Genomic DNA, 23733 nt, shown 5'->3' on the forward strand with positions numbered 1-23733 from the left:
GACGACCCGCATGACCGACCGGATGAAGGACACCCCGGCCAAGCCGCACAGTTCGCACTGGGGCGCTTTCTCCGGCGCCTGGAAAGACGGCAAGCTGGTCATCGTTCCGCACCCGATCGATCCCGATCCCAATCCGATTATCCAGAATTTCCCCGAGGCGCTTCGTCACAAGGCGCGGATCGCCAAGCCGATGGTGCGCCGCGGCTGGCTGGAGAACGGTCCCGGCAAGGATGACCGCCGCGGCCGTGACGAGTTCGTCGAGATGGAATGGGACGCGGTGCTCGACCTGCTCGCCGCCGAGCTGAAGCGCGTCAACGACGAGCATGGCGCCAAGGCGGTGTTCGGCGGCTCCTATGGCTGGTCGAGTGCGGGCCGCTTCCATCATGCCCAGAGCCAGCTGCACCGCTTCCTCAACGTTGCGCTCGGCGGTTATGTGCGCTCGGTGAACAGCTACTCGGCCGGCGCCTCGATGGTGATCCTGCCGCATGTTCTCGGCAACTACGACGACGTCTCGCGCAAGAACGTCGCTTGGGACGAGATCGTTGCCCACACCGATGTGATTCTCGCTTTCGGCGGCATGGCGACGAAGAACTCGCGCGTTGCCTCCGGCGGCATCAGCCGCCACACCGAACATCAGGACATGGTCGCGGCCTCCAGGCGCGGCTGCCGGCTGGTGCTGATCAGCCCGCTGAAGAGCGACCTGCCCGACGAGGTCAACAACGAATGGGTGCCGTTGAAACCGGGCACCGACACGGCCTTGATGCTGGCGCTGGCACATACTCTGGTGAGCGATAACAGCCACGACCGCGGCTTGCTCGACAGCCACTGCACCGGCTGGCCTGTGTTCGAAGACTATCTGATGGGCCGCAGCGACGGCCAGCCCAAGGATGCCGCCTGGGCGGCTGGGATCACCGGCGTCAACGCCGACGACATTCGCGCTTTGGCGCGCCGCCTGCCCGGCAAGCGCGTGCTGGTTACCGTCGCGCATTCGCTGCAGCGCGCCGAACACGGCGAGCAGCCGGTGTGGATGGCTTCGGTGCTGGCGGCCATGCTTGGCCAGCACGGGCTGCCCGGCGGCGGTTACAATTACGCGCTCGGCGCCATCGCCAATTACGGTCGCCGCCACAACGCCGTGCCGATCGCCGCCCTGCCGCAGGGCAAGAACAACGTCGGCGATTTCATTCCGGTCGCCCGCATCAGCGACATGCTGCTCAATCCGGGCGCGCCGTTCGACTACAATGGCCAGCGCCTCGCTTATCCCGATATCAAGCTGGTCTATTGGGCCGGCGGCAACCCGTTCCATCATCATCAGGATCTCAACCGCCTGCGCCGCGCTTTCGCTGCGGTCGATACGCTGGTGGTGCACGAGATCGCCTGGACCGCGACGGCAAGGCACGCCGACATTGTTCTGCCCTGCACCATGACCCTGGAACGCGAGGACATCGGCGGCGCGCCCACCGATCCGCTGATGGTGGCGATGCATCGCCTGGCCGAACCGTTCGGCGAGGCCCGTGACGACTATGACATCTTCACCGGACTTGCCGGGCGCCTCGGTTGCAAGGACGCCTTCACCGAGGGCCGCACCTCCGGACAATGGCTGCGTCATCTCTACAGCTTCACCCGGGATGGTCTCGCCGCGCGCGGCCTCGAGGCGCCCGACTTCGATACGTTCTGGGTCCGCGGCGAACTCACGCTACCGCAGCTGCCGCATGACGGCGGCAGCATCCGCGCCTTCCGCAACGATCCGGCCGGCAAACCGTTGGCCACGGCCAGCGGCAAGATCGAGATCTTCTCGGACAAGATCGCCAGCTTCAACTATGCCGATTGCCCCGGCCATCCCAGCTGGATTGCGCCCGTCGATGTGATTAGCGAGACGACGCCCCTGCAACTGGTTGCCAACCAGCCCGCCAGCCGTCTGCACAGCCAGTTCGACTTCGGCGGCCACAGTTCAGCGGAGAAGCGCCGCGGACGCGAAGTGGCGCGCATGAACCCCGCCGATGCCCGCGCGCGCGACATTGCCGACGGCGACATCATCAAGCTGTTCAACGACCGCGGCGCCTGCCTGGCGGCCGTCGTCGTGACCGACGGCATAATGCCGGGCGTGGTACAGCTGCCGACCGGCGCCTGGTACGATCCGGAAGACATCAATGACGACAAACCGCTGTGCGTGCACGGCAACCCGAACGTGCTGACCCGCGACGTCGGCACCTCCAGCCTCGCCCAGGGTTGCACCGGCCAGCTCACCACGGTGCAGGTGGAGAAATTCATCGGCAACCTGCCGCCGATCCAGGCCTATGACCCGCCGGTGGCGGTTAAGGCGGGGCTGGAAGCGGCGGAGTAGTTCCTAACCTCTCCCCGCTCTTTGCGGGGAGAGGTCGACCGGCGAAGCGTAGCGAAGCCGGTCGGGTGAGGGGCAAGACACGAGATTGCCACAACGCATCTCTCTCGGGCTGCAACCGCTGTTGATGTTATTCTCATTCGCGTTATCCGTGACAACACGCCTGCGTTAGGCCGCGTGCCCTGCCCCTCACCCGCGCGCAAGTGCGCGCGACCTCTCCCCGCAAAGGGCGGGGAGAGGTAAAAAGCGCGCCTTCAGGACTTCCCGAACTCTTCCCGCATCTTGGCCTGGATCTTCGCCATGCCGCCGATCCAGCGATCGTAGTTCTCGGTCTTCTTGCGCATGTAATCGATCACCTGCGGATGCGGCAGGATCAGGAACGTCTCGGCTTCGATTCCATCAAGCGCGTCCTTCGCCACCTGCTCCGGCGTCAGGTCGCCGTCGCTGGATTGCGGCCCCTTGGGGATCGAGCGCAGCATATTGGTATCGACGCCCTGCGGGCACAGGATCGACACCTTGATGCCATCGGCACGATGCGAGATCGCGAGATTTTCGGCAAAGCCCACCGCGGCATGTTTGGTGGTGGAATAGGCCGGGCTGCCGACCTGCGACAAAAGCCCTGCCGCGGAGATGGTATTGAGGAAATAGCCGCCGCCGCGCGCCTTCATCAATGGGATCAGATGGCGAGCGGCGTAGACATGAGCCATCACGTGAATCGCCCAGCTCTTGGCCCATGGTTCGTCGGACGTGCCGCCGGCATTGACCGTGAGCGGATCGAAGCCGCCGCCGATGCCGGCATTGGAGCAGAACAAGGCGATCGGGCCGAAGCGGCGCTCGGTCTCGCTGATCAGATGCTTGATATCGGCTTCGACGCCGACGTCGCATTTGAACGCGGCGCCGTCGACGGAGGCAGCCACGACTTCGGCGCGCGCGAGGTCGAGATCGGCGACGACGACCTTGGCGGCACCGGCGCGGCGGAAGGCTTCGCACAGCGCCTGGCCGATGCCGTTACCGCCTCCGGTCACGACCACGACCTTACCAGCCACCTGCATGGATACACTCCGCTGTTGAGTGCTCAGGCGAGAACGAGGTCGAGCACAGCGGTATAATGGCAGGCGGCGCCGAGCAGCACAAATCCATGCCAGATGGCATTCTGGAAGCGCAGCCGCTGCCAGGCATGAAAGATCACGCCGAAGGAGTACAGCAGGCCGCCGGCGCCGATGAACCACAGCGTCGTCGACGGCAACGTGGCAAGACCGGCATCATAGGCCATCACGCCGCTCCAGCCCATGGCCAGATACAGCACCACCGCCACCTTATCGTAGCGGCCCGGCAGGAACAGCTTGATGGCGATGCCGACAATCGCCACGCACCACACTCCGGCCAGCAGCGCCAGCGCGAAGCCGCTGTCGCTGAGCTGGGCGAAGATCGGCGTGTAGGTCGCCGCGATCAGGACGTAGATCGCCGAGTGATCGAACCGCCGCAGCAGCCATTTGCGCGGCGACACCGGCCACAGATTATACGCCGCCGAGAAGCCGAGCATGGCCAGCAGGCCAACGGCATAGACCGACACGGTCAGCACCGAGGCGGCCGGCGCGAACACCGCGGCCAGCACGATCAGCGCCGTGGCGGCAATCAGGCCGGAGAACACGCCGAGGCCGTGGACGATGCCGTCGGCGATCAGCTCGGCGCGATCGTAATTCCAGCGTACCGTTCCGGTGACAGTGGTCGCGGAATGGGCCGCGAATTCCTTGAGCTTGAAAATCTTGTTCATGGCGGATCCGCACGACAGCAACGATGGACCAAAGAGACGATATCACCACTTGGGACGCCACGACATCATAGGCCAAGCCAGTAAACCGATGGCGAACGAGTGCACTGCAAAGGCGTCAATCGTAAGGCTTGATTTCCATGCGCAGATCGCCACCTGTCCTTGATCACTATTGATCAATTTGATGACGAATTCGTCACTTGGCAGGCGTTGCACTCTGACATGGCTTCCAGTCTTTCCGAACTCGTCGAAGAGGCTCGCCTGTCCGCACGCGCATTGCTGGACTATGGCGAAGGCCTGTTCAATCCGACCGTGCGACTGGGTGTCACCGGCCTGTCACGCGCCGGCAAGACGGTGTTCATTACCGCGCTGGTGCATGGGCTCACGCGCGGCGGACGCTTCCCGGTATTCGAATCGCTGGCCACCGGGCGCATTGCCAAGGCCCGGCTGGCGCCGCAACCCGACGATGCCGTGCCGCGTTTCGCCTATGAAGACCACGTCCGCACGCTGATCGACGAGCGGCGTTGGCCGAACTCCACCGTGGATATCAGCGAGCTGCGCCTAGTCATCGACTACCAGCGCCACAACGGCGCCGACCGCACGCTGACCCTCGACATCGTCGACTATCCCGGCGAATGGCTGCTCGACCTGCCGCTGCTCAACAAGTCCTATGAGGAATGGTCGGCCGAGAGTCTTGGCCTCGCCCGGCAGGGTCCGCGCGCAGCGATCGCCGGGCAATGGCTGGCGCACCTCGCCACGCTCGACCCCGTTGGCCGCGAGAACGAACAGGCGACATTGATCGCGGCAAGACTGTTCACCGACTATCTGCGCGCCTGCCGCGACGAGCGTTTCGCCATGAGCCTGCTGCCGCCCGGCCGCTTCCTGATGCCGGGCAATCTGGCGGGCTCGCCGGCGCTGACCTTCGCGCCGCTCGACCTCCCGGCCGACACTACGGCGCCTGATGGCTCGCTGTGGGCGATGATGCGGCGGCGCTATGAGGCCTACAAGGACGTGGTGGTGCGGCCATTCTTCCGCGACCACTTCTCACGGCTGGACCGCCAGATCGTGCTGGTCGATGCGCTCGCGGCCTTCAATGCCGGACCGGAGGCGTTGCACGATCTCGAAGCCGCATTGGCCGGGATTCTCGACTGCTTCCGCATCGGCCGCACCACCATTCTGAGCCAGCTGTTCCGGCCGCGGGTCGATCGCATCCTGTTCGCGGCCACCAAGGCCGATCACCTGCATCATCTCAGCCACGATCGGCTTGAGACGGTGTTGCGGCGAACCGTGGACAAGGCCGTGGCACGCTCCGAACTGGCCGGCGCCGCGGTGGACGTGGTGGCGATGGCCGCGGTCCGTGCCACCAGGGAGGCGCTGGTGCAGCGCGGCCGCGACAAATTGCCCTCCATTCTCGGCACCCCCGTCGCCGGCGAGGTCGCCAATGGCGAAAGCTTCGACGGCGCGACGGAAGTGGCGACCTTCCCCGGCGACCTGCCGACGGATCTCGATGGCTTCTTCGGCGGTGGCTTCAGCGGGCTGTCGAGCACCGCCGCGGACAAGGCCGATTTCCGCTTCCTCAGATTTCGCCCCCGCTGCTTGAGCGCCAGGGCGCCGAGGAGCCGGCGCTGCCTCACATCCGCCTCGACCGCGCGCTCCAGTTCCTGATCGGAGACAGGCTGCAATGACAACCACCCCGCGGCGCCCGGCCACGTTCCGGCTCGACGATCCCCACGTCGTCGTGATGGATGCCGACGATGAGGCCGGCCGGCTGACGCGTGGCACCGTGCGCATCACGCCGGAGGCCGACGCCATGGCGATGCCGGTGGTGATCGACGCGCCGCAGATCGCCGCACGCAAAGGCTTTCGCTGGGGCACGCTGTTCTGGTGCGCGCTCGGCGGTCTGGTGCTGATGGGCCTCGGCCTCAGCGTCACCCATCTGGTCGAGGACCTCTACGCGCGCAACGAAGGGCTTGGCTATTCCGGATTGACACTGGCGGCGCTGGCGGCGATCGCGCTGGTGGTGATCATCGCCCGCGAAGCGCTCGCTCTGGTCAGGCTGGCCACCATCGAGAGCCTGCACCTGCGCGCACTTGACGTTCTCGCCAGTGACGACCGCGCCGGAAGCCGGGCCGTCGTCCACGACCTGCTGAAGCTAGCGCATCGCAACCCGCAACTGGCCCGCGCGCGCAGCGCGCTGCAAAGCCATACCGACGACATCATCGACGGCGCCGACATGATCAAGCTGGCCGAGCGCGAGCTGATGGGGCCGCTGGATATCGAGGCGCGCCGCCTCGTCTCAGTCGCGGCACAGCGTGTGTCGGTGGTCACCGCGATCAGCCCGCGCGCACTGGTCGACGTGCTGTTCGTGGCAGCTGCAGCGGTGCGGCTGGTGCGGCAACTGGCGCTGCTCTATGGCGGCCGGCCCGGCGCGCTCGGCATGATCCGGCTGATGCGCCACGCCATCGGCCACCTCGCCATCACCGGCGGCATGGCCGCCAGCGACAGCATGATCCAGCAGATGCTCGGCCACGGCATTGCGGCGAAGCTGTCGCAGCGGCTCGGCGAAGGCATCCTGAACGGCCTGCTCACCGCGCGGCTCGGCCTCGCCGCCATCGACGTCACAAGGCCATTGCCGTTCACCGCACTGCCGCGCCCGGTGCTGAGCGATCTCGCGAAGGATCTGTTGCGCAAGCGCGACGGCGAAGAGGCTGTTTGAGTCAAAATTGACGGCGGTCATGCTCCCTCCCCTTGCGGGGAGGGTCGGGGTGGGGGGCCACGAACGCCGGCGCTTGTGGACCCCCACCCTCGGCCCCTCCCCGCAAGGGGAGGAGGTCGAGCGCCATTTCAACTAACGCGTTGCGTGCAGATGTAGCGCGGCTATTTGATCGTTCGGCAATGCCATCGCCAGATTTGGCCAGCGATAGAACGGCGTGCCGAGCGGCGGGTTGAGGTCGGGGGTCCAGCCGGTGAGCTTGTCCATGGCATAGGTCTTCATCGCCACCCCGCGCCACACCGTATCGACCACGGCGACGCGCGTGAGCACCGCCGGCGTCGCGGCCAGCAGGGCGCGATTGTCGTCGTTGGTCTGTGCGACGTAGAGGCCGGCATGATCCCTGATCAGCGTCAGGCCGGGATCGCGGAAGCCGAGGAAGCGCGCGCGCTGATTGACCTGCACGACCGGCACCTTGTCCTTCAGGTGCCAGCGCAGCATGGCGTAAGTGCGATAGTCGGTCGTGGCGATCCAGGTCGCGCCGGCGCGGTCCATCTCCACCAGCGCGCGTGCCGCCAGCGGTCCATAGCCGGCCTCGCCACCGATCGGATCGGCCCGGCCGATCAAATTCCACGGGCTGGCGACGCAATACAGGAAGACCAGCAGCACCAGCGCAATGCCCGAGCCGATCGCGGCCTTCATCCACGGCGCGGCCGACTGGATCATCCAGGCCGGCCAGCGCTCGCGCGGCAACAGCGTGATGTTGATCGCAGCGGCGGCGAAGCCGGCGGGCCACAGGAACATCGCCCAGGTATCGCCGATCCGCAGCGTCAGCGACTTCCAGACGAAGTAGACGAACGGCACCAGCACGCAGGTCGACAGCAGGATCGCCACCGGCTCGCGCCGGCGATAGCCGCGCCATGCGGTGATCAGCACCGCCGACAGCACCACGGGAAACAGGATCGGACCAACCTGACCGAACTGCAGGCCGAGAAAATCGCCCAGCGTGCGCAGCGACACCGCGTTGTCGGTGGTGGCGCGGACGAACTGGAACTTGAACGACGCCCAGTCGTGCCCGGCATTCCAGATCAGCACCGGGGACGACACCACGAAGGCGATCAGCACGGCGGCCCACGGATACGGGCTGCGCAGCCAGCGCGTCCGCCACGCCGGCACCAGCAGGAAGGTCAGCACCGCCGGGACCAGCATCACCACGGTAAGTTTCGACAGCAGCGCCAGCCCGGCGAACAGGCCGGCGGCCAGCCACCATCGTCCGTCATTGCTTTGCGCCAGCCGCACCAGCGACCAGATCATCGCCACCGCGAACGGGATCATCGCCACGTCCGGCGCGACCTTGGCCATCAGCAGCCCGTAGTACAGCGCGGCCTCCGGCATCAGCACCGCGAACGCCACCGCGCGAAAATCGTGGGTGACGCGGCGCACGATGTCGCCGAGCAGCAGTTGTGTCACCGCCATCGCCAGCAGGCCGGCGAAGCGCACCCCGAAATTCGTGTCACCGAAGATCGCGGTGCCCAGCCGGATGAACCAGGCGATCATCGGCGGATGATCGAGGAACGACAGCACGTTCTCCTTCGACCAGGTCCAGTAATAGGCCTCGTCGGTGCGCAGGTCGAACACCCCGGCATAGATCCCGCGCATCGCGGTCAAGGCAACCACCAGCGCCACGACGGCCAGCAAGCTGCGGCGCGAAACGTTTGGATCTATCGGCTGGACCATGCTCATGGCGGAGCTTTTGGGCGGCCCGCGGCATGGTGTCAACTTGTTGACATCGCTGGCGCAAAGCGCAGCAAAACGGCGCCGGACGGTAGCAACGCCGGCGGTCTCCCTCTAGGGTCGGACGATGCGCATGACCCACCAGACAGCAGCGAGGCGAGCGGCTCGATGATCGAAGCAACGCCAACGGCCCGCGGCGCCGCACTCCGCGGCTTCAGCGTCCGGCAGTTGCGGCTGGCCTGCGGCGTGGTGCTGTTCAGCTACCTGGTCAGCCACTTCCTCAATCACGCACTAGGCAACATCTCGCTGACGGCGATGGCGTCCGGGATGATGATCCACACCCGATTCTGGCAGTACCCGCCGGTGGCCATGACGTTCTATGCAGCCGCCGCCATCCATGCCGGGCTCGGCATCTGGGCGCTGTATGAGCGACGGCAGTTCCACCGGAAGGCGATCGAGCCGCTGCAGCTGATCCTCGGCCTCAGCATCCCCGCACTGATCATTGCCCATGCCGTTAACATGCGCCTCAGCGGCGTGCTGTTCGAGCAGGAGCGCGGCTACCAGCAGGTGCTGTACGGCTACTGGGGCGCCGGCCCGCTGAAGATATGGCTGACCCACCTCACCGTCCTGATCGCCTGGACCCATGGATGCATCGGGCTGTATTTCTGGCTGCGGCTGAAGCCGTTCTTCAGGTCCGCGGCACCGGCTCTTCTGGCCGTCGCGGTGCTGATTCCGACACTGGCCTTGCTGGGACTCTACCAGGGCGGTCGCACGGTCATGCGCGACAGCGCAGCGCCGGAATGGCAGAAGCAGAACCTGTCGATCGGGGAAGTGGGCACGCCGGAGCAACAGGACGTGCTCGACGATATCGCGAATGGCCTGATGCTCGGCTACGGGGTCTTGCTCGGCCTGGCAGTGACGGCGCGTGGCGGGCGGGCGCTGCTCGACCGCCGCGGCGGCATGGTCAGCCTGTCCTATGGCAATGGCCGGACCATCCGGGTGCCGAAGGGCCTCAGCGTGCTCGAGGCCAGCCTGCGCCACCAGATGCCCCACGCCAGCGTCTGCGGCGGCCGCGCCCGCTGCTCCACCTGCCGCATCCGGGTGATCGGCGACAACAGCGCCCTGCCCGCGCCGTCGCCGCGCGAGAGCTTCGTGCTCGATCGTGTGGGCGCTTCCGCCGACCCGTCGATCCGGCTCGCCTGCCAGTTGCGGCCGACCGCGGACCTCGCCTTCTTCCAGCTGTTCCTGCCGCACGCCGCAAGCGCCAATGCCCACGCGGCGAATCCGGCGCGCATCGGCCAGGAACGCTATCTGGTCAGCATGTTCATCGACATGCGCGGCTCGACCAGGATGGCGGAAAAACGCCTGCCGTTCGATACGGTATTCATCGTCAACCGCTTCCTCGGCGCCGTGTCGCAGGCCGTGATCGCGTCGGGCGGTCAGCCCAACCAGTTCGTCGGCGACGGCATGCTGGCGCTGTTCGGCCTCGGTGCCGATCCTGCGACGGCCTGCCGCCAGGCGTTGCAGGCGGCGGCGATGATCGCCACCAATATCGGGGAACTCAGCCAGTTCCTCAAAGATGATCTGCCTGAGCCGATCGGCTTCGGCATCGGCATCCATGCCGGAGAGGTGATCGTCGGCGACATAGGCTATCACGACCACATGGTGTTCACGGCGCTCGGCGACGCCGTCAATGTCGCGGCGCGATTGCAGGACATGACCAAGAGCATGGCTTGCGAAGCGATCGTCTCCGCCACCGTGTTCGAGACCGCCGGCGTGGCGGCGGATGCGCTGCCGGCTCATGGCGTGACGATCCGCGGTCGCGTCGCGCCGATGATGGTGCGCGCGATTGCCGATGCGCGCGGTCTGGCAGGGCTGGCGACGCAGGGCGACTAAGCCGGGGATATCCGTCCGGGGAAAGCCGGTCGCGAAGCGCACGGATTTCCATGGAAAGCCGCGGTGCGGATAACGAATTCTTGTTGAATGTGCCGGGTCGAGCGCTGGTCGATCGCCTGCGACAAATTGACAGGACCGGCAACCATGCGACTATGGCGCAAACGGGCGCGGTGATGACCGGCCTGCGCAAGATCGCTTCGGAGGAAGCCCATGCTCGACAGACGAGAGATGATGAAGCGCGTCGGCGCAGGCCTGGCAGCGCTCGGCACGGCAGGGCTCGATCCGGTCACCGCCTTTGCACTGGATACGGTGACGCTGCCATTCGACAACGGCGAGCGACCGCTGGTGAAATATCCGCAGAAGCGCCCGATGATCGGCCTGACCAGCAGGCCGCCGCAACTGGAGACGCCGTTTGCGATCTTCAACGATGGCGCCATCACCCCCAACAATGCGTTCTTCGTCCGCTATCACCTCGCCGACATTCCCTACGACATCGATCCGGACACGTTTACGCTGGAGATCAAGGGCAGCGTCGAGCGTCCGCTCAAGCTGTCGCTGAAGGAGATCAGGAAGCTTCCCGCGGTCGAACTCGTCGCCGTCAACCAGTGCTCGGGCAACAGCCGCGGTTTCTTCACCCCGCGCGTCGCCGGCGGCCAGCTCGGCAACGGCGCCATGGGCAATGCACGCTGGCGCGGCGTGGCGCTGAAGACGCTGCTCGACCGGGCCGGCGTCAAGGCCGGCGCGAAGCAGGTGACCTTCAACGGCATGGACGGACCCGTCAGCGACAAGACGCCGGACTTCGTCAAGGCGCTGGACATCGATCATGCCCGCGACGGCGAGGTGATGCTGGCCTACGGCATGAACGGCGAAGACCTGCCATTGCTCAACGGCTTTCCGATGCGGCTGATCGTGCCCGGCTATTACGGCACCTACTGGGTCAAGCACCTCAACGAGATCACGGTGATCGACGATGTCTTCGACGGGTTCTGGATGAAGTCGGCCTATCGCATTCCCGACAACGACTGCAACTGCCTCGAGCCGGGGACCGCGCCGAAGGCGACAATCCCGATCAACCGCTTCACGGTCCGCTCCTTCATCACCAACGTGACCGATGGGGCGAAGCTCAAGGCCGGCCGCGTGACCTTGAAAGGCATTGCCTTCGACGGCGGCAAGGGCATCAAGGAAGTCGCAGTGTCGACCGACGGCGGCAACAGCTGGACGCCGGCGAAGCTCGGCAAGGACCTCGGCAAGTACTCGTTCCGCGAATGGAAGCTACCGGTAAAGCTGGCGGCCGGCCCCCACGCACTCAAGGTGCGCGCCAGCAGCAATGGCGGCCAGGTTCAACCTGCCGAATCGCTGTGGAACCCGGCGGGCTATCTGCGCAACGGCATCGAGACCACCCGCGTCACGGCCGCATGAGGCGATCGATCATGAAACAGTCCATCCGTGCACTGGTCGCCCTCGTGGCGATGACCTGCGGCGCTACGCTCGCTGCGAGCGCCAGGCCTATCAACTATCAACTGCCCGACGAGACCGCGGCGTTCAAGCCGGGACCGGGTGTCGAGGCCGCACAGAACAACTGCACGGCGTGCCATTCCGCCGACTACATCCAGACCCAGCCGCGCGGCCCGAAGTTCAAGAAGGATTTCTGGCAGGCCGAGGTCACCAAGATGATCAAGGTCTACGGCGCGCCGATCGACGAGGCGGATGTCGGCAAGATCGTCGATTATCTCGCCGCGACCTATTAGGATCGGGCCGGACCGGCCGGGAATCGCGCTGACCTGCGAAGCGGTCGACTTTGCGGGAAATAGACCTTGACCGTGCCTCGCGGCGTTCGGCCGCGGCAAAACGGTTCAAAAGCGGTCAAAAACGCTCTAAATGTCCCGATACCGTCGATATTGCACGAATTTTGCCCGTCGTTTAAGCTATCAAGCCGGACATATAGCGCGTATCGTGCGCATGTCGGATATGCCGGTTTGCGGGGACCGGCAGTTCGTTATCGATTTTTGATCCCGCGGAGACGACGTTATGGCTAAAGGTACTGTGAAGTGGTTCAACGCCACCAAGGGCTTCGGTTTCATCCAGCCCAGCAACGGCGGCAAGGACGTGTTTGTTCATATTTCGGCAGTTGAGAAGGCTGGTCTTTCTTCGCTGAACGAAGGCCAGACCGTTGAATACGAAGAAGTCGCCAACCGCGGCAAGACTTCGGCTGAAAACCTCAAGGTTTGATGCGACGGCGTGATCCGGACCGCTCTCCTCGACACAATCCAGGCCAGTTTCCGAACGATCACGTTTCAACAACATAGAGCGCATTCGGCAGCAGCGGTTACCTCCAAAGGGCTTTCCACTGTTGCGACGCAATCAGGTTCACGCAGATTGCGCTAATTCGATCCGCGGTGTGCGCTCTATAAACAATTCAGGTCCGCTTGAAAGATCCACGCGTTGGCTTCGGCCGCGCGTCGGCGCTCACTTCAAATCAACCCATTTATCGACGGTCATGACATCGGGCGCCTGCGCGTAGCCGCGCGTCCACATGTCCACGACCCAGCGCTCGCCGGTTGCGCGCTCGACCAGCACGGGTGTGTTGTGCGGCGTCTGCAGCACCAGGGCATTGCCGCGATACTTCGGCTCTCCCACCGTGTGATGCTTGAACAGACCCCACTCCTGCATCACAAGCAGCAGGCTGGTGACGTTGCGGGTGGTGTCCCAGCAATCGAAATTGTGCTTGTCGTCGAAATAGCGGAAATCCGCATTGGCGATGCGCTTGTCGGTGCCGATCACCGGTCCGACGCGGCGATCGAACCACACCACCGCCTTCTGCACCGCAGCGCGCTCGGCCGCCGCATTGGCACGGCCGGCTGCCATGATTTTCGTCAGCGCGGCGCGATCGCCCGAGGTAAAGCCCAGCTCATAACGCCGCTTGCAGACGAAGCCGTAGCAGATCGTCATCGATGAGGTCGTCGGCGGGTAGATCGACACCGAGGTATAGAGCTCGCTGATTCCAGGCGTCAGTTCGATCGCATGCGCGGCCGGCACGCCCAGCAGCGCAATGACCGCAAGGGCCTGCGCAACGCGCCGTCTGAAATGCTCTATCCGCATGATGTGCCCGTCCGGTCGCCACAATTTTGCGGAAACTAGCGCAGCCGTTTTATCATGCCAAGCGTTGAGGAAGGCTGTTCCGGCGCCACGCCAATCGCAGGTTTGAAGCAGATGACATCGGGTCCCGCATTCCATGCGCCCTATGCTGCCGACGACGCAACCATGGCTGCAACGCTGCTCGCTGGCGCGCGGCTGACGCCGGCGCAGGAGACGCGGATCGACGCAACCGCGACGCGGCTGATCCGTGCGATTCGCGGACGTGACGACCGTTTCGGCGGCGTCGAGGACATGCTGCGGGAATACGCGCTGTCGACCAAAGAAGGCCTGGCGCTGATGGTGCTGGCCGAGGCGCTATTGCGGGTGCCGGACGCGGCCACCGCCGACCGCTTCATCGAGGACCGACTCGGCCACGGCGACTTCGTGCATCACGAAATCAGGTCGACTGCGTTCCTGGTCAATGCCTCGGCCTGGGCGCTTGGCGTGTCGGCGCGGGTGATCCAGTCCGGAGAGACGCCCCGGGGCACCATCGGACAACTCACAAAGCGGCTCGGCGCGCCCGCGGTGCGGGCCGCGACAAGGCAGGCGATGCGGCTGATGGGCAGCCACTTTGTCCTTGGCGAGACCATCGAGGCCGCGCTGCAGCGCGCCAGAACGCGAGACGATCGCGCGCCACGCTATTCCTTCGACATGCTCGGCGAAGGCGCGCGCACCCGCGCCGATGCGCAGCGCTATTGCCGCGCCTATCGAACCGCCATCGACGCCATCGGCCACAGCGCCGGCCACCATGCCCTGCCCGACCGGCCGGGCATTTCGGTGAAACTGTCGGCGTTGCATCCGCGCTTCGAGGCGATGAGCCGCGCCCGGGTGATGACCCAACTGGTGCCGGATCTGATCGCGCTGGCGCGCCAGGCAAAGACCTACAACCTCAACTTCACTGTCGATGCCGAGGAGGCCGATCGGCTCGAACTGTCGCTCGACGTGATCGCGGCGGCCTTTGCAGATCCGTCGCTGGCCGGCTGGGATAGTTTTGGCCTGGCGATCCAGGCCTATCAGAAGCGCGCCGGCGCAGTGATCGACTGGGCGGCTGCGCTCGCCGACAGCCTTGACCGCCGCATGATGGTCCGGCTGGTGAAGGGCGCCTATTGGGACAACGAGATCAAGCGCACCCAGGAGCGCGGCCTCGGCGACTACCCGGTGTTCACCCGCAAGGCGATGACCGACCTCAACTACATCGCCTGCGCGCAACGCCTGCTGGCGCTGCGACCGCGGATCTTTCCGCAATTCGCCACCCACAACGCGCTGACGGTGGCGACGATTGTCGAACTCGCCGGCGACAACGCTACTTACGAATTTCAGCGTCTGCACGGCATGGGCGAGGCGCTCTATGCGCAACTGATCGCCGATCGGATGCAACTTTCCTGCCGCACCTATGCGCCGGTGGGCGGCCACCGCGACCTGCTGGCCTATCTGGTGCGCCGGCTGCTGGAGAACGGCGCCAACTCGTCCTTCGTCGCGGTCGCCGGTGACAATAGCGTGCCGGTGGAAGTGTTGCTGAAGCGGCCGGCTGATATCATCGGCACCGCGGACCAGGCGCGGCATCCCCATATTCCGCTGCCGCGCGATCTCTACCGGCCGCAGCGGATCAACTCGCGCGGCGTCGAGTTCGGTGAGCGCGCGGCATTGCGGGAACTGGTCAACGAGGTCGCCGGCGCGACAGGCGGCGCATCGGTCGCCGATGCCACGCCAGAAGAGGCGAATGCCGCCATCGTCGCCGCACAAGCGGGCTTCCAGCACTGGAGCCGCACCCCGGCCGATGCGCGCGCCGCCGCTCTGGAGCGCGCCGCCGACCTGCTCGAGCAACGCCGCGCCGGCTTCATCGCGCTGCTGCAGCGCGAGGGCGGCAAGACGCTGGACGATGCGCTGTCGGAGGTCCGCGAGGCCATCGACTTCTGTCGCTACTATGCCGCGCACGGCCGCGTCCTGTTCGGCGACGGCGTAGCGATGCCCGGGCCGACCGGTGAGAGCAACCTGCTGCGACTGCGCGGACGCGGCGTCTTCGTGGCGATCTCGCCATGGAATTTTCCGCTGGCGATTTTCCTGGGCCAGGTCACGGCGGCGCTGACGGCCGGTAATGCGGTGGTGGCAAAACCCGCCGAACAGACGCCGCGCGTGGCTGCTGCCGCAGTGCAGCTGCTCCATGAGGCCGGCGTGCCGGCGACAGCGCTGCATCTGGTGCCGGGCGATGGCGCGATCGGCGCGGTGCTGGTGGCACATGCCGGCATCGCCGGCGTAGCGTTCACCGGCTCCACCGAGGTCGCCCGCAACATCAACCGCGCTCTGGCGGCGAAGGACGGCCCGATCGTGCCGCTGATCGCCGAGACCGGCGGCATCAATGCCATGATCGTTGACGCAACCGCGCTGCCGGAACAGGTCGCCGACGACGTAGTGACCTCGGCGTTCCGCTCTGCCGGCCAGCGCTGCTCGGCGCTGCGGCTGCTGTTCGTGCAGGAGGACGTCGCCGATCGCATGATCGAGATGATCGTCGGCAGCGCACGCGAGCTGCAGCTCGGCGATGTCAGCGATCCCGCCACCCATGTCGGCCCGGTGATCGACGCCGAGGCGAAGCACAAGCTCGATGGCCATATCGCGCGGATGCGGCAAGAAGCTCGCCTGCATTTCGCCGGCGTCGCGCCATCAGGCAATTTCGTGGCACCGCACATTTTTGAATTGTCCGACGCGGGGCAGCTCACCGAAGAAGTGTTCGGTCCGGTGCTGCACGTGGTGCGCTACCGCGCCGACGCGCTTGACGAGGTGGTGCAGGCGATCACCCGCAGCGGCTTCGGGCTGACGCTCGGCGTCCATTCGCGGATCGACGACATGGTTGAAGGCGTTATCGACCGGCTGCAGTTCGGCAACATCTATGTCAACCGCAACATGATAGGCGCGGTGGTCGGCGTGCAGCCGTTCGGCGGCTTCGGCCTGTCGGGCACCGGTCCCAAGGCCGGCGGTCCGCACTACCTGCCACGCTTCGCCACCGAGCAGACCGTGACCATCAACACCGCCGCGGCCGGTGGCAACGCAGCATTGCTGTCGGATGCGGAATAGGCCGCCGGTGCATCTTGCCGTGGCCAGCGCTGATCGGCATAAGATCGCCCCATGACATCGTCCATGACCGACAAACGCCCGCTTTTGCGCGCCATCTTCGACGCCGCCGTGGCCGCCGCCCATCCGGACAAGATCCTGGGCGCGCATTTGCCCGCGCCGCCGAAGGGCCGCATCATCATCCTCGCCGCCGGCAAGGCTGCCGGCGCCATGGCCGCCGCCGCCGAGGCGCACTATCTCGATGACCTCAAGATCGAGCCGTCACGCCTCATCGGCATCGCCACCACGCGCCACGGCCATGGCGTGCCGACACGCCGCATCACGGTGATCGAGGCCGGCCATCCCGTGCCCGACGAGGCCGGACTGAAGGGCGCCGACGACAGCCTGAGGCTCGCCGCCACCGCCGCTGCCGACGACCTGCTGCTGGTGCTGATTTCCGGCGGCGGCTCCGCCAACTGGATCGCACCGGTGGCGGGCATCAGCTTCCTGCAGAAACAGCAGGTGACGCGCGCGCTGCTGCGCTCCGGCGCCGCCATCGGCGAGATCAACACCGTGCGCAAGCATCTGTCGCGCATCAAGGGCGGCCGCCTCGCCCGCGCCGGCCAGCGCGCCGAGATCCTGACGCTGGCGATTTCCGACGTGCCCCATGACGACCCGGCGGTGATCGCGTCAGGCCCGACAGTGCCTGACGCCAGCACGCTGGCCGAAGCCCGCGCCATCGTCGCCAAATACGATCTTGCCATCGACGACGCGGTTCGCGCCGCCCTCGACGATGACGCCAACGAGAGCGTCAAGCCGGGCGATGCGGCGTTCGCACGCGCGCGCTACCAGATGATCGCGCGACCGCGCGAATCCCTCGACGCCGCCATCAAGGTGGCGGCAGATGCCGGCTACGAGATCGTCGACCTCGGCGCCGACCTCGAGGGCGAGGCCCGCGAGGTGGCTGCAGGGCATGCGCAGCTCGCCCTGAAGGCACGCGCGGACAACCGGAAGCTCGCGATCCTGTCGGGCGGCGAACTCACCGTGACCGTCACCGGCAACGGCCGCGGCGGCCCCAATCAGGAATATGCGCTGGCGCTGGCGGACTTGCTGAAAGACAGCACCGGCATGTCAGCGCTGGCCGGCGACACCGACGGCGCCGACGGCGGCGCCGGCAGCGCCGACGATCCGGCAGGTGCGATGGTCGATGCGAAGACGTTTGCTGCGATGCGCGCGCAGAACCTCGAGGCCGCCGCCTATCTGAAGAATAACGACGCCACCGCATTCTTCACAGCTACCGGCGACCTGCTGCATAGCGGTCCGACGCTGACCAACGTCAATGATGTCAGGGTGATCCTGGTGGAGCGGGAATAGCGCACTGTCGTTCCGGGGCGCGGGCGGCGTCAGCCGAACGCGAACCCGGAACCTCGATGTGCTTTGATGAACATTTCGGGATTCCGGGGTCGCTTGCGCCCCGGAATGACGAAGAGGAAGTCCTAAAAATCCCGGGCAATCGTCGCCAGCATGCCGAGCAGCGCGGTGTGGTTGGCCGGGCCGAGCACCTCGATCAAACGGGCCTCGTGCTTGGCGGTGACCAGTTTCTTGGCGCGGACCAGCGTGGCGCGGCCCTTGTCGGTGAGCATCAGGACATGGGAGCGGCGATCGTTGGGCGAACGCATCCGGGTGCACAGGCCGCGGCTTTCCAGCGCATCCAGCATGGCCACGAAATTGGGGCGGAGAATGCCGAGGGTGTTGGCGATCTCGGTCTGGTTGCGGCCGGGATTGTTGTCCAGCAGCAGCAGCACGGAAAACTGCGCCGGCGTCAGTTGCAGCGGCGCCATGCAGCGCATGAAGTCGTCGAACACCCGCAACTGAGCCCGCTTGAGCGAGTAGCCGAGCAGGCCGGCCAGTTCGCCGATCTGCAGTGTGGTGTCGTCGACGGCGGTGTCCTCAGGCAGCACCTGCAGCTGAAGGTCCATATCGGCATCTCTGGAAACAGGCATCGTGCAATCCCCGGCTACCGGTCAATGAGCGCAATACCCGGTCGAAATGCGGCGGCTCTTGAGGTTATGATGGATAATCGTTATAGGATATACCATTACTGTATCAAATGAGCGGCAGATTTCAACTGCCGTTGTTGATTGTCGTGGGGCTGTGGTATCCGCGGCACATTCATCCGGGGTGGGAGCGTGCGGTCTTGAACACAACGATTCTGCTGTTCCTCTTGCAGGACGGCATCACCAACGGCGCGATCTACGCGCTGCTTGGCCTGGCGCTGGTGCTGGTCTTTGCGGTCACCAGGGTGATCCTGATTCCGCAGGGCGAATTCATCACCTATGGTGCGCTGACTTATGCCAGCCTGTCGACCGGGCAGGTCCCGGGCACGGTTCGCCTGGCCGTCGCCATGGGCGTGGTCGCTTTTGCCTTCGACATCTTCACCTTCAGAAAGTCGCTGCATCTGCGGCGTGTTCTGCGCGCATTCGCGGTCAATATCGTGTTTCCGCTGGCCGTGTGGGGCCTGACCCTGGCGCTGGCCGGACGGCAGAGCCACATCGCGGTGAATATCGCTTTGTCCCTGCTGATCGTCGCGGCGATCGGACTGTTCCTCTATCGCATCGCGTTCCAGCCGATCGCCCACACCTCTGTGCTGGTGCTGCTGATCGCCTCGGTGGGTTGCCACCTGGCCCTGCAGGGCTTCGGCCTGGTGTTCTTCGGCGCCGAGGGCCAGCGCGGCCCCACCATCTCCGATGCCGCCGTGATGATCGGGCCGCTGCGCTTCACCGGCCAGAGCATCGCAGTCTACGCCATCACCCTCGCGCTGATCATCGGCCTCTGGCTGTTCTTCGGTTTCACGCTATACGGCAAGGCGCTGCGCGCCACCGCGGTGAACCGGCTTGGCGCCCGCCTCGTCGGCATCCGCACTTCGCTGTCCGGCCAGATCGCCTTCCTGCTGGCATCGGTGATCGGCGCCATCTCCGGCATCCTGATCGTGCCGATCACCACGCTCTATTACGACACCGGCTTCCTGATCGGCCTCAAGGGCTTCGTCGCCGCAATTATCGGCGGCCTGGTGAGCTATCCGCTCACCGCCGTCGCCGCCATCGTGGTCGGCTGCGTCGAGGCGTTCTCATCGTTCTACGCGAGCAATTTCAAGGAGGTCATCGTCTTCACGCTGATCCTGCCGGTCCTCGTGCTGCGCTCGCTTGCGGCACCCGCGGTCGATGAAGAGAAGGATTGAGCGATGAACCGGCGTTTTCCCATCGTCATTTTCGCGCTTGTCATGGCAGCGCTGCCGTTCATCCCCGGCATGCCGCCGTTCTGGATCGTGCTGCTCGACAATATCGGCCTCGCCGCCCTGGTGGCGATGGGCCTCGTGCTGCTCACCGGCGTCGGCGGCCTCACGTCGTTCGGCCAGGCGGCGTTCTGCGGCTTCGGCGCCTACACCACCGCGGTGCTGACCACCACCTGGGGCGTGTCGCCGTGGCTGACCCTGCCGGCGGCGCTGATCGTCAGTGGCCTCGCCGCCGTGCTGCTTGGCCTCGTCACCGTGCGGCTATCCGGCCACTACCTGCCACTCGGCACCATCGCCTGGGGCATCAGCCTGTACTATCTCTTCAGCAAGCTCAGCTTTCTCGGCCGCAATGACGGCATCTCCGGGATTCCGCCTCTGTCCATCGGCACGCTGAAGATGCTCGATCCCCACACCATCTACTTTCCTATCTGGATCGCGGTCATCCTCTGCGCCGTGCTGTCGATGAACCTGCTGGACTCCCGCACCGGCCGCGCAATCCGCGCATTGCGTCGCGGCCACATCGCCGCCGAAGCCTTCGGCGTGCAGACCGCCCGCGCCAAGCTGATGGTTTTCATCTATGCCGCAATGCTGGCCGGCCTGTCCGGCTGGCTCTACGCGCACTTCCAGCGCGCCGCGACGCCGACGCCGTTCGGCCCGCAGGCCGGCATCGAATATCTGTTCATCGCCGTGGTCGGCGGCGCCGGCTATGTCTGGGGCGGCGTGCTCGGCGCCGCCGTGGTGGTGATCCTCAAGGAGGTGCTGCAGAGCTACCTGCCGCTGATCTTCGGCGGCGGTGGCCAACTCGAGACCATCGTGTTCGGCATCCTGCTGGTGGCGCTGCTGCAGTTCGCACCAACCGGTATGTGGCCGTGGCTGACCTCGCTGCTGCCGTTCGAGATCAAGCGCAAGCGGCCGGATCCGTCCGCAACCCTGCCGGCGCGGCCGCAGACCGCCACGGGATCGGGCCCGCTGCTTGAAGTCAACAATGCGCGCAAGCAGTTCGGCGGCGTGATCGCCGTCAACAACGTCTCGTTCGACGTGGGAGCGCGCGAGATCGTGGCGCTGATCGGCCCCAACGGCGCCGGCAAGAGCACCACCTTCAACCTGATCACCGGCGTGCTGAAGACCACCGCCGGCAAGATCTCCATGCGCGGCAAAAGCATCGACAACGCGCCGCCGCAGGACGTCGTCAAGCTCGGCATCGCCCGCACCTTCCAGCACGTCAAGCTGGTGCCGGACATGACCGTGCTGGAGAACGTCGCCCTCGGCGCGCATCTGCGCGGCACGGCCGGCGCCATCAGCAGCATGCTGCGGCTCGACCGCGCCGACGAAGCGAAACTGCTGGCGGAAGCCGCACGGCAGATCGACCGCGTCGGCCTCGGCGATCAGATCGACCAGCTCGCGGGCTCGCTGTCGCTGGGCCAGCAGCGCATCGTCGAGATCGCCCGCGCGCTGTGCGTCGACCCGCAGTTGCTGCTGCTCGACGAGCCCGCCGCCGGCCTGCGACACATGGAAAAGCAGCAGCTGGCCGCATTGCTGCGGCAGCTGCGCGACGGCGGCATGTCGGTGCTGCTGGTGGAACACGACATGGGATTTGTGATGGACCTGGCCGACCGTATCGTGGTGCTCGACTTCGGCACGCGGATCGCCGAGGGCACGCCCGAGGCCATCAAGCGCAACCCCGACGTCATCAAGGCCTATCTGGGAGCGGTCGCATGAGCACGCCCTTGCTTGCAGTCTCCGACGCGCACATTTCCTACGGCAAGGTGGAGGCGGTGCGGGCGGTGTCGCTCGACGTCCGCGCCGACGAGATCGTCACCATCATCGGCGCCAACGGCGCCGGCAAGACCACGCTGCTCAACGCCATCATGGGCATCCTGCCGCTCAAGGGCGGCGTCAGCTTTGCCGGCGAAGACGTCTCGAAGATGGACATCGAGGACCGCGTCGCCGCCGGCCTATGCCTGGTGCCCGAGCATCGCGAGCTGTTCGCCACCATGAATGTCGAGGACAACCTGCAGCTTGGTGCCTTCCGCATCGCCAAGGCCACGGCCGCACGCTCCTTCGAGCGGGTCTACACGCTGTTTCCGCGGCTCAAAGAGCGCCGCAAGCAGCTCGCCGGCACATTGTCCGGCGGCGAGCAGCAGATGCTGGCCATGGGCCGCGCACTGATGGGTGCGCCGAAGCTGCTGATGCTCGACGAGCCGAGCCTTGGCCTTGCGCCGATCATCGTCGCCGACATTTTCCGCATCGTCGCCGAGCTGAAGGCCGCTGGCGTCTCGGTGCTGCTGGTGGAGCAGAACGCGCAGGCGGCCCTGAAAATCGCCGACCGCGCTTATGTCATGGAGCTCGGCGAGTTCATCCTCGACGGTGCGGCGAGCGATATCGCCAGCAACCAGCGCGTGGTGGCGAGCTATCTGGGATTTCAACACGAAGGCGCCAGCGCGGTATAGCTGGCGCGCTCGTTCTGTTTCCGGCGCACCCCTCCACTTGTCGTCCCGGCGAACGCCGGGACCCATAACCTCCGTCAGTCGTGTCGCATCATGGCGGCAGCCACAACGCTCCATCAATTCTGCACGGCGTATGGGTCCCGGCTCAGCGCTCGCGTTGCTCGCTTGGCCGGGACCACAGACGAGTAACTACTGCGCCGGAACGTACTTGCCGTTCTTCACCGTCAGCAGGATGCGCGAGCGATCGTCGACGCCGTTGCGGTCCTTGTCGGTGAAGTTGTAGACGCCCTGCGTTGCGGCGATTTCCTTTTCCGACATCAACGCCTGGCGGATCGCCTCGCGGAATTCCGGCGTGCCGGGCTTGGCGGTCTTCAGCGCCACCGGAATGACGCGCTTCAAGACTTCGAACGCATCATAGGAATGGCCGGCAAACTGGTTGCGGCTGTCCGGGCCATATTTGGCCTCGTAGGCGGCGTTGAGCGCGAGGCCGGGCTTCTTGGTCAGCGCGCTGTCGGGCTGGCCCTCGGGATTCATCACCGGGCCGGAAGCCATCAGCACGCCTTCGGCGGAAGCGCCGGCGATGCGGATGAAGTCCATCACGGCGGCGCCGTGGGTCTGGTAGATCAGGCCCTTGTAGCCGCGGGCACGCAATTCCGTTTGCGGCATGCCGGCGCCGGCACCGGCGGCGCCGACCAGGATCGCATCGGGATTGGCGGCGACCAGCTTCAGCACCTGGCCGGTGATCGACGTATCCGGCCGCGCGAAACGCTCGTCGTCGACGATGGCCATGCCCAGCGACGCGGTCTGCGCCTTGAGGTCGGAGAACCACAGGTCGCCATAGGAATCCGAATAGCCGATATAGCCCACGGTCTTGATGCCATGCGCCTTCATGTGGTCGTACATCACCCGGCCGACGATCGCGACCGGCTGCGGCATGTCCACCGACCACTTTTCGCGGGCAGGCGTGAACGGCATCGGCGACAGGCTGAAATGCGGAATGCCGGCCTCGTTGGCGACGGTGGACATCGCAACCGACGACGGCACGATCGACGAGCCGATCATCAGATCGGCCTTCGACTCGGTCACGAAGCGCCGCGCATTGGTGGTCGCCGTGGCGGGATCGCCTCCATCATCGAGCACGATCAGTTTCAGCGGCACACCGCCGATCTCCTTCGGTACGAATTCCAGCGCATTGCGCTCGGGCACCCCAGCGCCGCGGCGGGACCGGTGGTCGACAGGCTAATGCCGATGGTGATGTCGGAGGTCTGCGCCCAAGACGGCGAGGCGACGGCCAATGTGGCGGCGACAGCCACCATGGCCACATGAAGTCTGGTCATTCGTTGTTCTTTCAAGTGACTGCCGTCC

The 23733-nt window shown here is 65.8% G+C and carries 16 protein-coding genes and 2 pseudogenes; 12 read left to right on the forward strand and 6 right to left on the reverse strand.

From position 1 onward, the window contains the following. The first annotated feature begins 10 nt into the window (after window positions 1-10). Window positions 11-2341: a molybdopterin guanine dinucleotide-containing S/N-oxide reductase gene (locus ONR75_RS28255; protein ID WP_265080163.1), complete on the forward strand. Its 2331-nt coding sequence runs from the start codon at window positions 11-13 to the stop codon at window positions 2339-2341. 251 nt (window positions 2342-2592) lie between these two features. Here ONR75_RS28255 and ONR75_RS28260 read toward each other — a convergent pair whose 3' ends face one another. Both ONR75_RS28260 and trhA read right to left on the reverse strand, forming a co-directional pair. After that, window positions 2593-3390 carry an SDR family oxidoreductase gene (locus ONR75_RS28260; RefSeq protein ID WP_265080164.1) on the reverse strand — a complete coding sequence of 266 codons (798 nt, stop codon included), beginning with the start codon at window positions 3388-3390 and terminating at the stop codon, window positions 2593-2595. A gap of 23 nt (window positions 3391-3413) precedes the next feature. Continuing rightward, window positions 3414-4112, reverse strand: a complete 699-nt coding sequence (gene trhA, locus ONR75_RS28265) for a PAQR family membrane homeostasis protein TrhA (RefSeq protein WP_265080165.1) — start codon at window positions 4110-4112, stop codon at window positions 3414-3416. A 219-nt stretch (window positions 4113-4331) separates the two neighbouring features. On the opposite strand from trhA, the pseudogene ONR75_RS28270 reads away from it, so the two are divergent. After that, window positions 4332-5794, forward strand: a pseudogene (locus tag ONR75_RS28270) (YcjX family protein). After that, window positions 5791-6825, forward strand: a complete 1035-nt coding sequence (locus ONR75_RS28275) for a YcjF family protein (RefSeq protein WP_265080166.1) — start codon at window positions 5791-5793, stop codon at window positions 6823-6825. The pseudogene ONR75_RS28270 and the gene ONR75_RS28275 overlap by 4 nt, the downstream one beginning before the upstream one ends. Before the next feature lie 132 nt (window positions 6826-6957). Here the strand turns inward: ONR75_RS28275 and ONR75_RS28280 are convergent, their stop codons facing one another. Further along, entirely contained in the window at window positions 6958-8562 is a 1605-nt protein-coding gene (locus tag ONR75_RS28280) for a glycosyltransferase family 39 protein (RefSeq protein WP_413776399.1), read from the reverse strand. A gap of 159 nt (window positions 8563-8721) precedes the next feature. Here ONR75_RS28280 and ONR75_RS28285 point away from each other — a divergent pair, with 159 nt between their 5' ends. From ONR75_RS28285 to ONR75_RS28300, 4 genes are all read left to right on the forward strand, one after another. After that, window positions 8722-10449 (forward strand): adenylate/guanylate cyclase domain-containing protein, encoded by a 1728-nt coding sequence (locus ONR75_RS28285; RefSeq protein WP_265080167.1) that lies wholly within the window; start codon window positions 8722-8724, stop codon window positions 10447-10449. Window positions 10450-10659: 210 nt separating this feature from the next. Further along, entirely contained in the window at window positions 10660-11868 is a 1209-nt protein-coding gene (locus tag ONR75_RS28290; protein ID WP_265080168.1) for a molybdopterin-dependent oxidoreductase, read from the forward strand. A 50-nt stretch (window positions 11869-11918) separates the two neighbouring features. Continuing rightward, on the forward strand, window positions 11919-12197 hold the full coding sequence (locus ONR75_RS28295; protein ID WP_413776544.1) for a cytochrome c: 279 nt from the start codon (window positions 11919-11921) through the stop codon (window positions 12195-12197). Between the two features lie 280 nt (window positions 12198-12477). Beyond that, a complete protein-coding gene (locus ONR75_RS28300) occupies window positions 12478-12678 on the forward strand; it encodes a cold-shock protein (RefSeq protein WP_143576103.1) in 201 nt (66 codons plus the stop codon). A 237-nt stretch (window positions 12679-12915) separates the two neighbouring features. On the opposite strand, the gene ONR75_RS28305 is transcribed toward ONR75_RS28300, so the two are convergent. Next, window positions 12916-13548 carry a hypothetical protein gene (locus tag ONR75_RS28305; RefSeq protein ID WP_265080170.1) on the reverse strand — a complete coding sequence of 211 codons (633 nt, stop codon included), beginning with the start codon at window positions 13546-13548 and terminating at the stop codon, window positions 12916-12918. 111 nt (window positions 13549-13659) lie between these two features. Here ONR75_RS28305 and putA point away from each other — a divergent pair, with 111 nt between their 5' ends. Both putA and ONR75_RS28315 read left to right on the forward strand, forming a co-directional pair. Then, complete coding sequence (putA, locus tag ONR75_RS28310) at window positions 13660-16653, forward strand: bifunctional proline dehydrogenase/L-glutamate gamma-semialdehyde dehydrogenase PutA (protein WP_265080171.1); 2994 nt, start codon at window positions 13660-13662, stop codon at window positions 16651-16653. Window positions 16654-16716: 63 nt separating this feature from the next. Next, window positions 16717-18003, forward strand: coding sequence for a glycerate kinase (locus ONR75_RS28315; RefSeq protein WP_265080172.1), 1287 nt, complete (start codon window positions 16717-16719; stop codon window positions 18001-18003). A 122-nt stretch (window positions 18004-18125) separates the two neighbouring features. On the opposite strand, the gene ONR75_RS28320 is transcribed toward ONR75_RS28315, so the two are convergent. Next, window positions 18126-18608, reverse strand: coding sequence for a MarR family winged helix-turn-helix transcriptional regulator (locus ONR75_RS28320; protein ID WP_265083830.1), 483 nt, complete (start codon window positions 18606-18608; stop codon window positions 18126-18128). A gap of 218 nt (window positions 18609-18826) precedes the next feature. Here ONR75_RS28320 and ONR75_RS28325 point away from each other — a divergent pair, with 218 nt between their 5' ends. The 3 genes from ONR75_RS28325 to ONR75_RS28335 are packed head-to-tail and all read left to right on the forward strand — an operon-like array spanning window position 18827 to window position 22371. After that, complete coding sequence (locus ONR75_RS28325) at window positions 18827-19867, forward strand: branched-chain amino acid ABC transporter permease (RefSeq protein WP_265080173.1); 1041 nt, start codon at window positions 18827-18829, stop codon at window positions 19865-19867. A 3-nt stretch (window positions 19868-19870) separates the two neighbouring features. Beyond that, window positions 19871-21640 carry an ABC transporter permease subunit gene (locus ONR75_RS28330; RefSeq protein WP_265080174.1) on the forward strand — a complete coding sequence of 590 codons (1770 nt, stop codon included), beginning with the start codon at window positions 19871-19873 and terminating at the stop codon, window positions 21638-21640. Then, window positions 21637-22371: an ABC transporter ATP-binding protein gene (locus ONR75_RS28335; RefSeq protein ID WP_265080175.1), complete on the forward strand. Its 735-nt coding sequence runs from the start codon at window positions 21637-21639 to the stop codon at window positions 22369-22371. Before ONR75_RS28330 ends, ONR75_RS28335 begins: the two co-directional genes overlap by 4 nt. Window positions 22372-22557: 186 nt before the next feature. Here ONR75_RS28335 and ONR75_RS28340 read toward each other — a convergent pair. After that, window positions 22558-23705 (reverse strand): annotated as a pseudogene (locus ONR75_RS28340) (ABC transporter substrate-binding protein). Window positions 23706-23733 lie beyond the last annotated feature (28 nt).

The sequence above is a fragment of the Rhodopseudomonas sp. P2A-2r genome, assembly GCF_026015985.1.
In the GTDB taxonomy this organism is placed as follows: domain Bacteria; phylum Pseudomonadota; class Alphaproteobacteria; order Rhizobiales; family Xanthobacteraceae; genus Tardiphaga.

Coding starts and splice junctions, on each gene's coding strand:
- ONR75_RS28275 (WP_265080166.1), top strand. CDS start 5,791: ATGACAACCACCCCGCGGCGCCCGGCCACGTTCCGGCTCGACGATCCC.
- ONR75_RS28330 (WP_265080174.1), top strand. CDS start 19,871: ATGAACCGGCGTTTTCCCATCGTCATTTTCGCGCTTGTCATGGCAGCG.
- ONR75_RS28300 (WP_143576103.1), top strand. CDS start 12,478: ATGGCTAAAGGTACTGTGAAGTGGTTCAACGCCACCAAGGGCTTCGGT.
- ONR75_RS28280 (WP_413776399.1), bottom strand. CDS start 8,562: ATGAGCATGGTCCAGCCGATAGATCCAAACGTTTCGCGCCGCAGCTTG.
- ONR75_RS28315 (WP_265080172.1), top strand. CDS start 16,717: ATGACCGACAAACGCCCGCTTTTGCGCGCCATCTTCGACGCCGCCGTG.
- ONR75_RS28335 (WP_265080175.1), top strand. CDS start 21,637: ATGAGCACGCCCTTGCTTGCAGTCTCCGACGCGCACATTTCCTACGGC.
- ONR75_RS28305 (WP_265080170.1), bottom strand. CDS start 13,548: ATGCGGATAGAGCATTTCAGACGGCGCGTTGCGCAGGCCCTTGCGGTC.
- ONR75_RS28255 (WP_265080163.1), top strand. CDS start 11: ATGACCGACCGGATGAAGGACACCCCGGCCAAGCCGCACAGTTCGCAC.
- ONR75_RS28260 (WP_265080164.1), bottom strand. CDS start 3,390: ATGCAGGTGGCTGGTAAGGTCGTGGTCGTGACCGGAGGCGGTAACGGC.
- putA (WP_265080171.1), top strand. CDS start 13,660: ATGACATCGGGTCCCGCATTCCATGCGCCCTATGCTGCCGACGACGCA.
- ONR75_RS28320 (WP_265083830.1), bottom strand. CDS start 18,608: ATGGACCTTCAGCTGCAGGTGCTGCCTGAGGACACCGCCGTCGACGAC.
- ONR75_RS28285 (WP_265080167.1), top strand. CDS start 8,722: ATGATCGAAGCAACGCCAACGGCCCGCGGCGCCGCACTCCGCGGCTTC.
- ONR75_RS28295 (WP_413776544.1), top strand. CDS start 11,919: ATGACCTGCGGCGCTACGCTCGCTGCGAGCGCCAGGCCTATCAACTAT.
- trhA (WP_265080165.1), bottom strand. CDS start 4,112: ATGAACAAGATTTTCAAGCTCAAGGAATTCGCGGCCCATTCCGCGACC.
- ONR75_RS28290 (WP_265080168.1), top strand. CDS start 10,660: ATGCTCGACAGACGAGAGATGATGAAGCGCGTCGGCGCAGGCCTGGCA.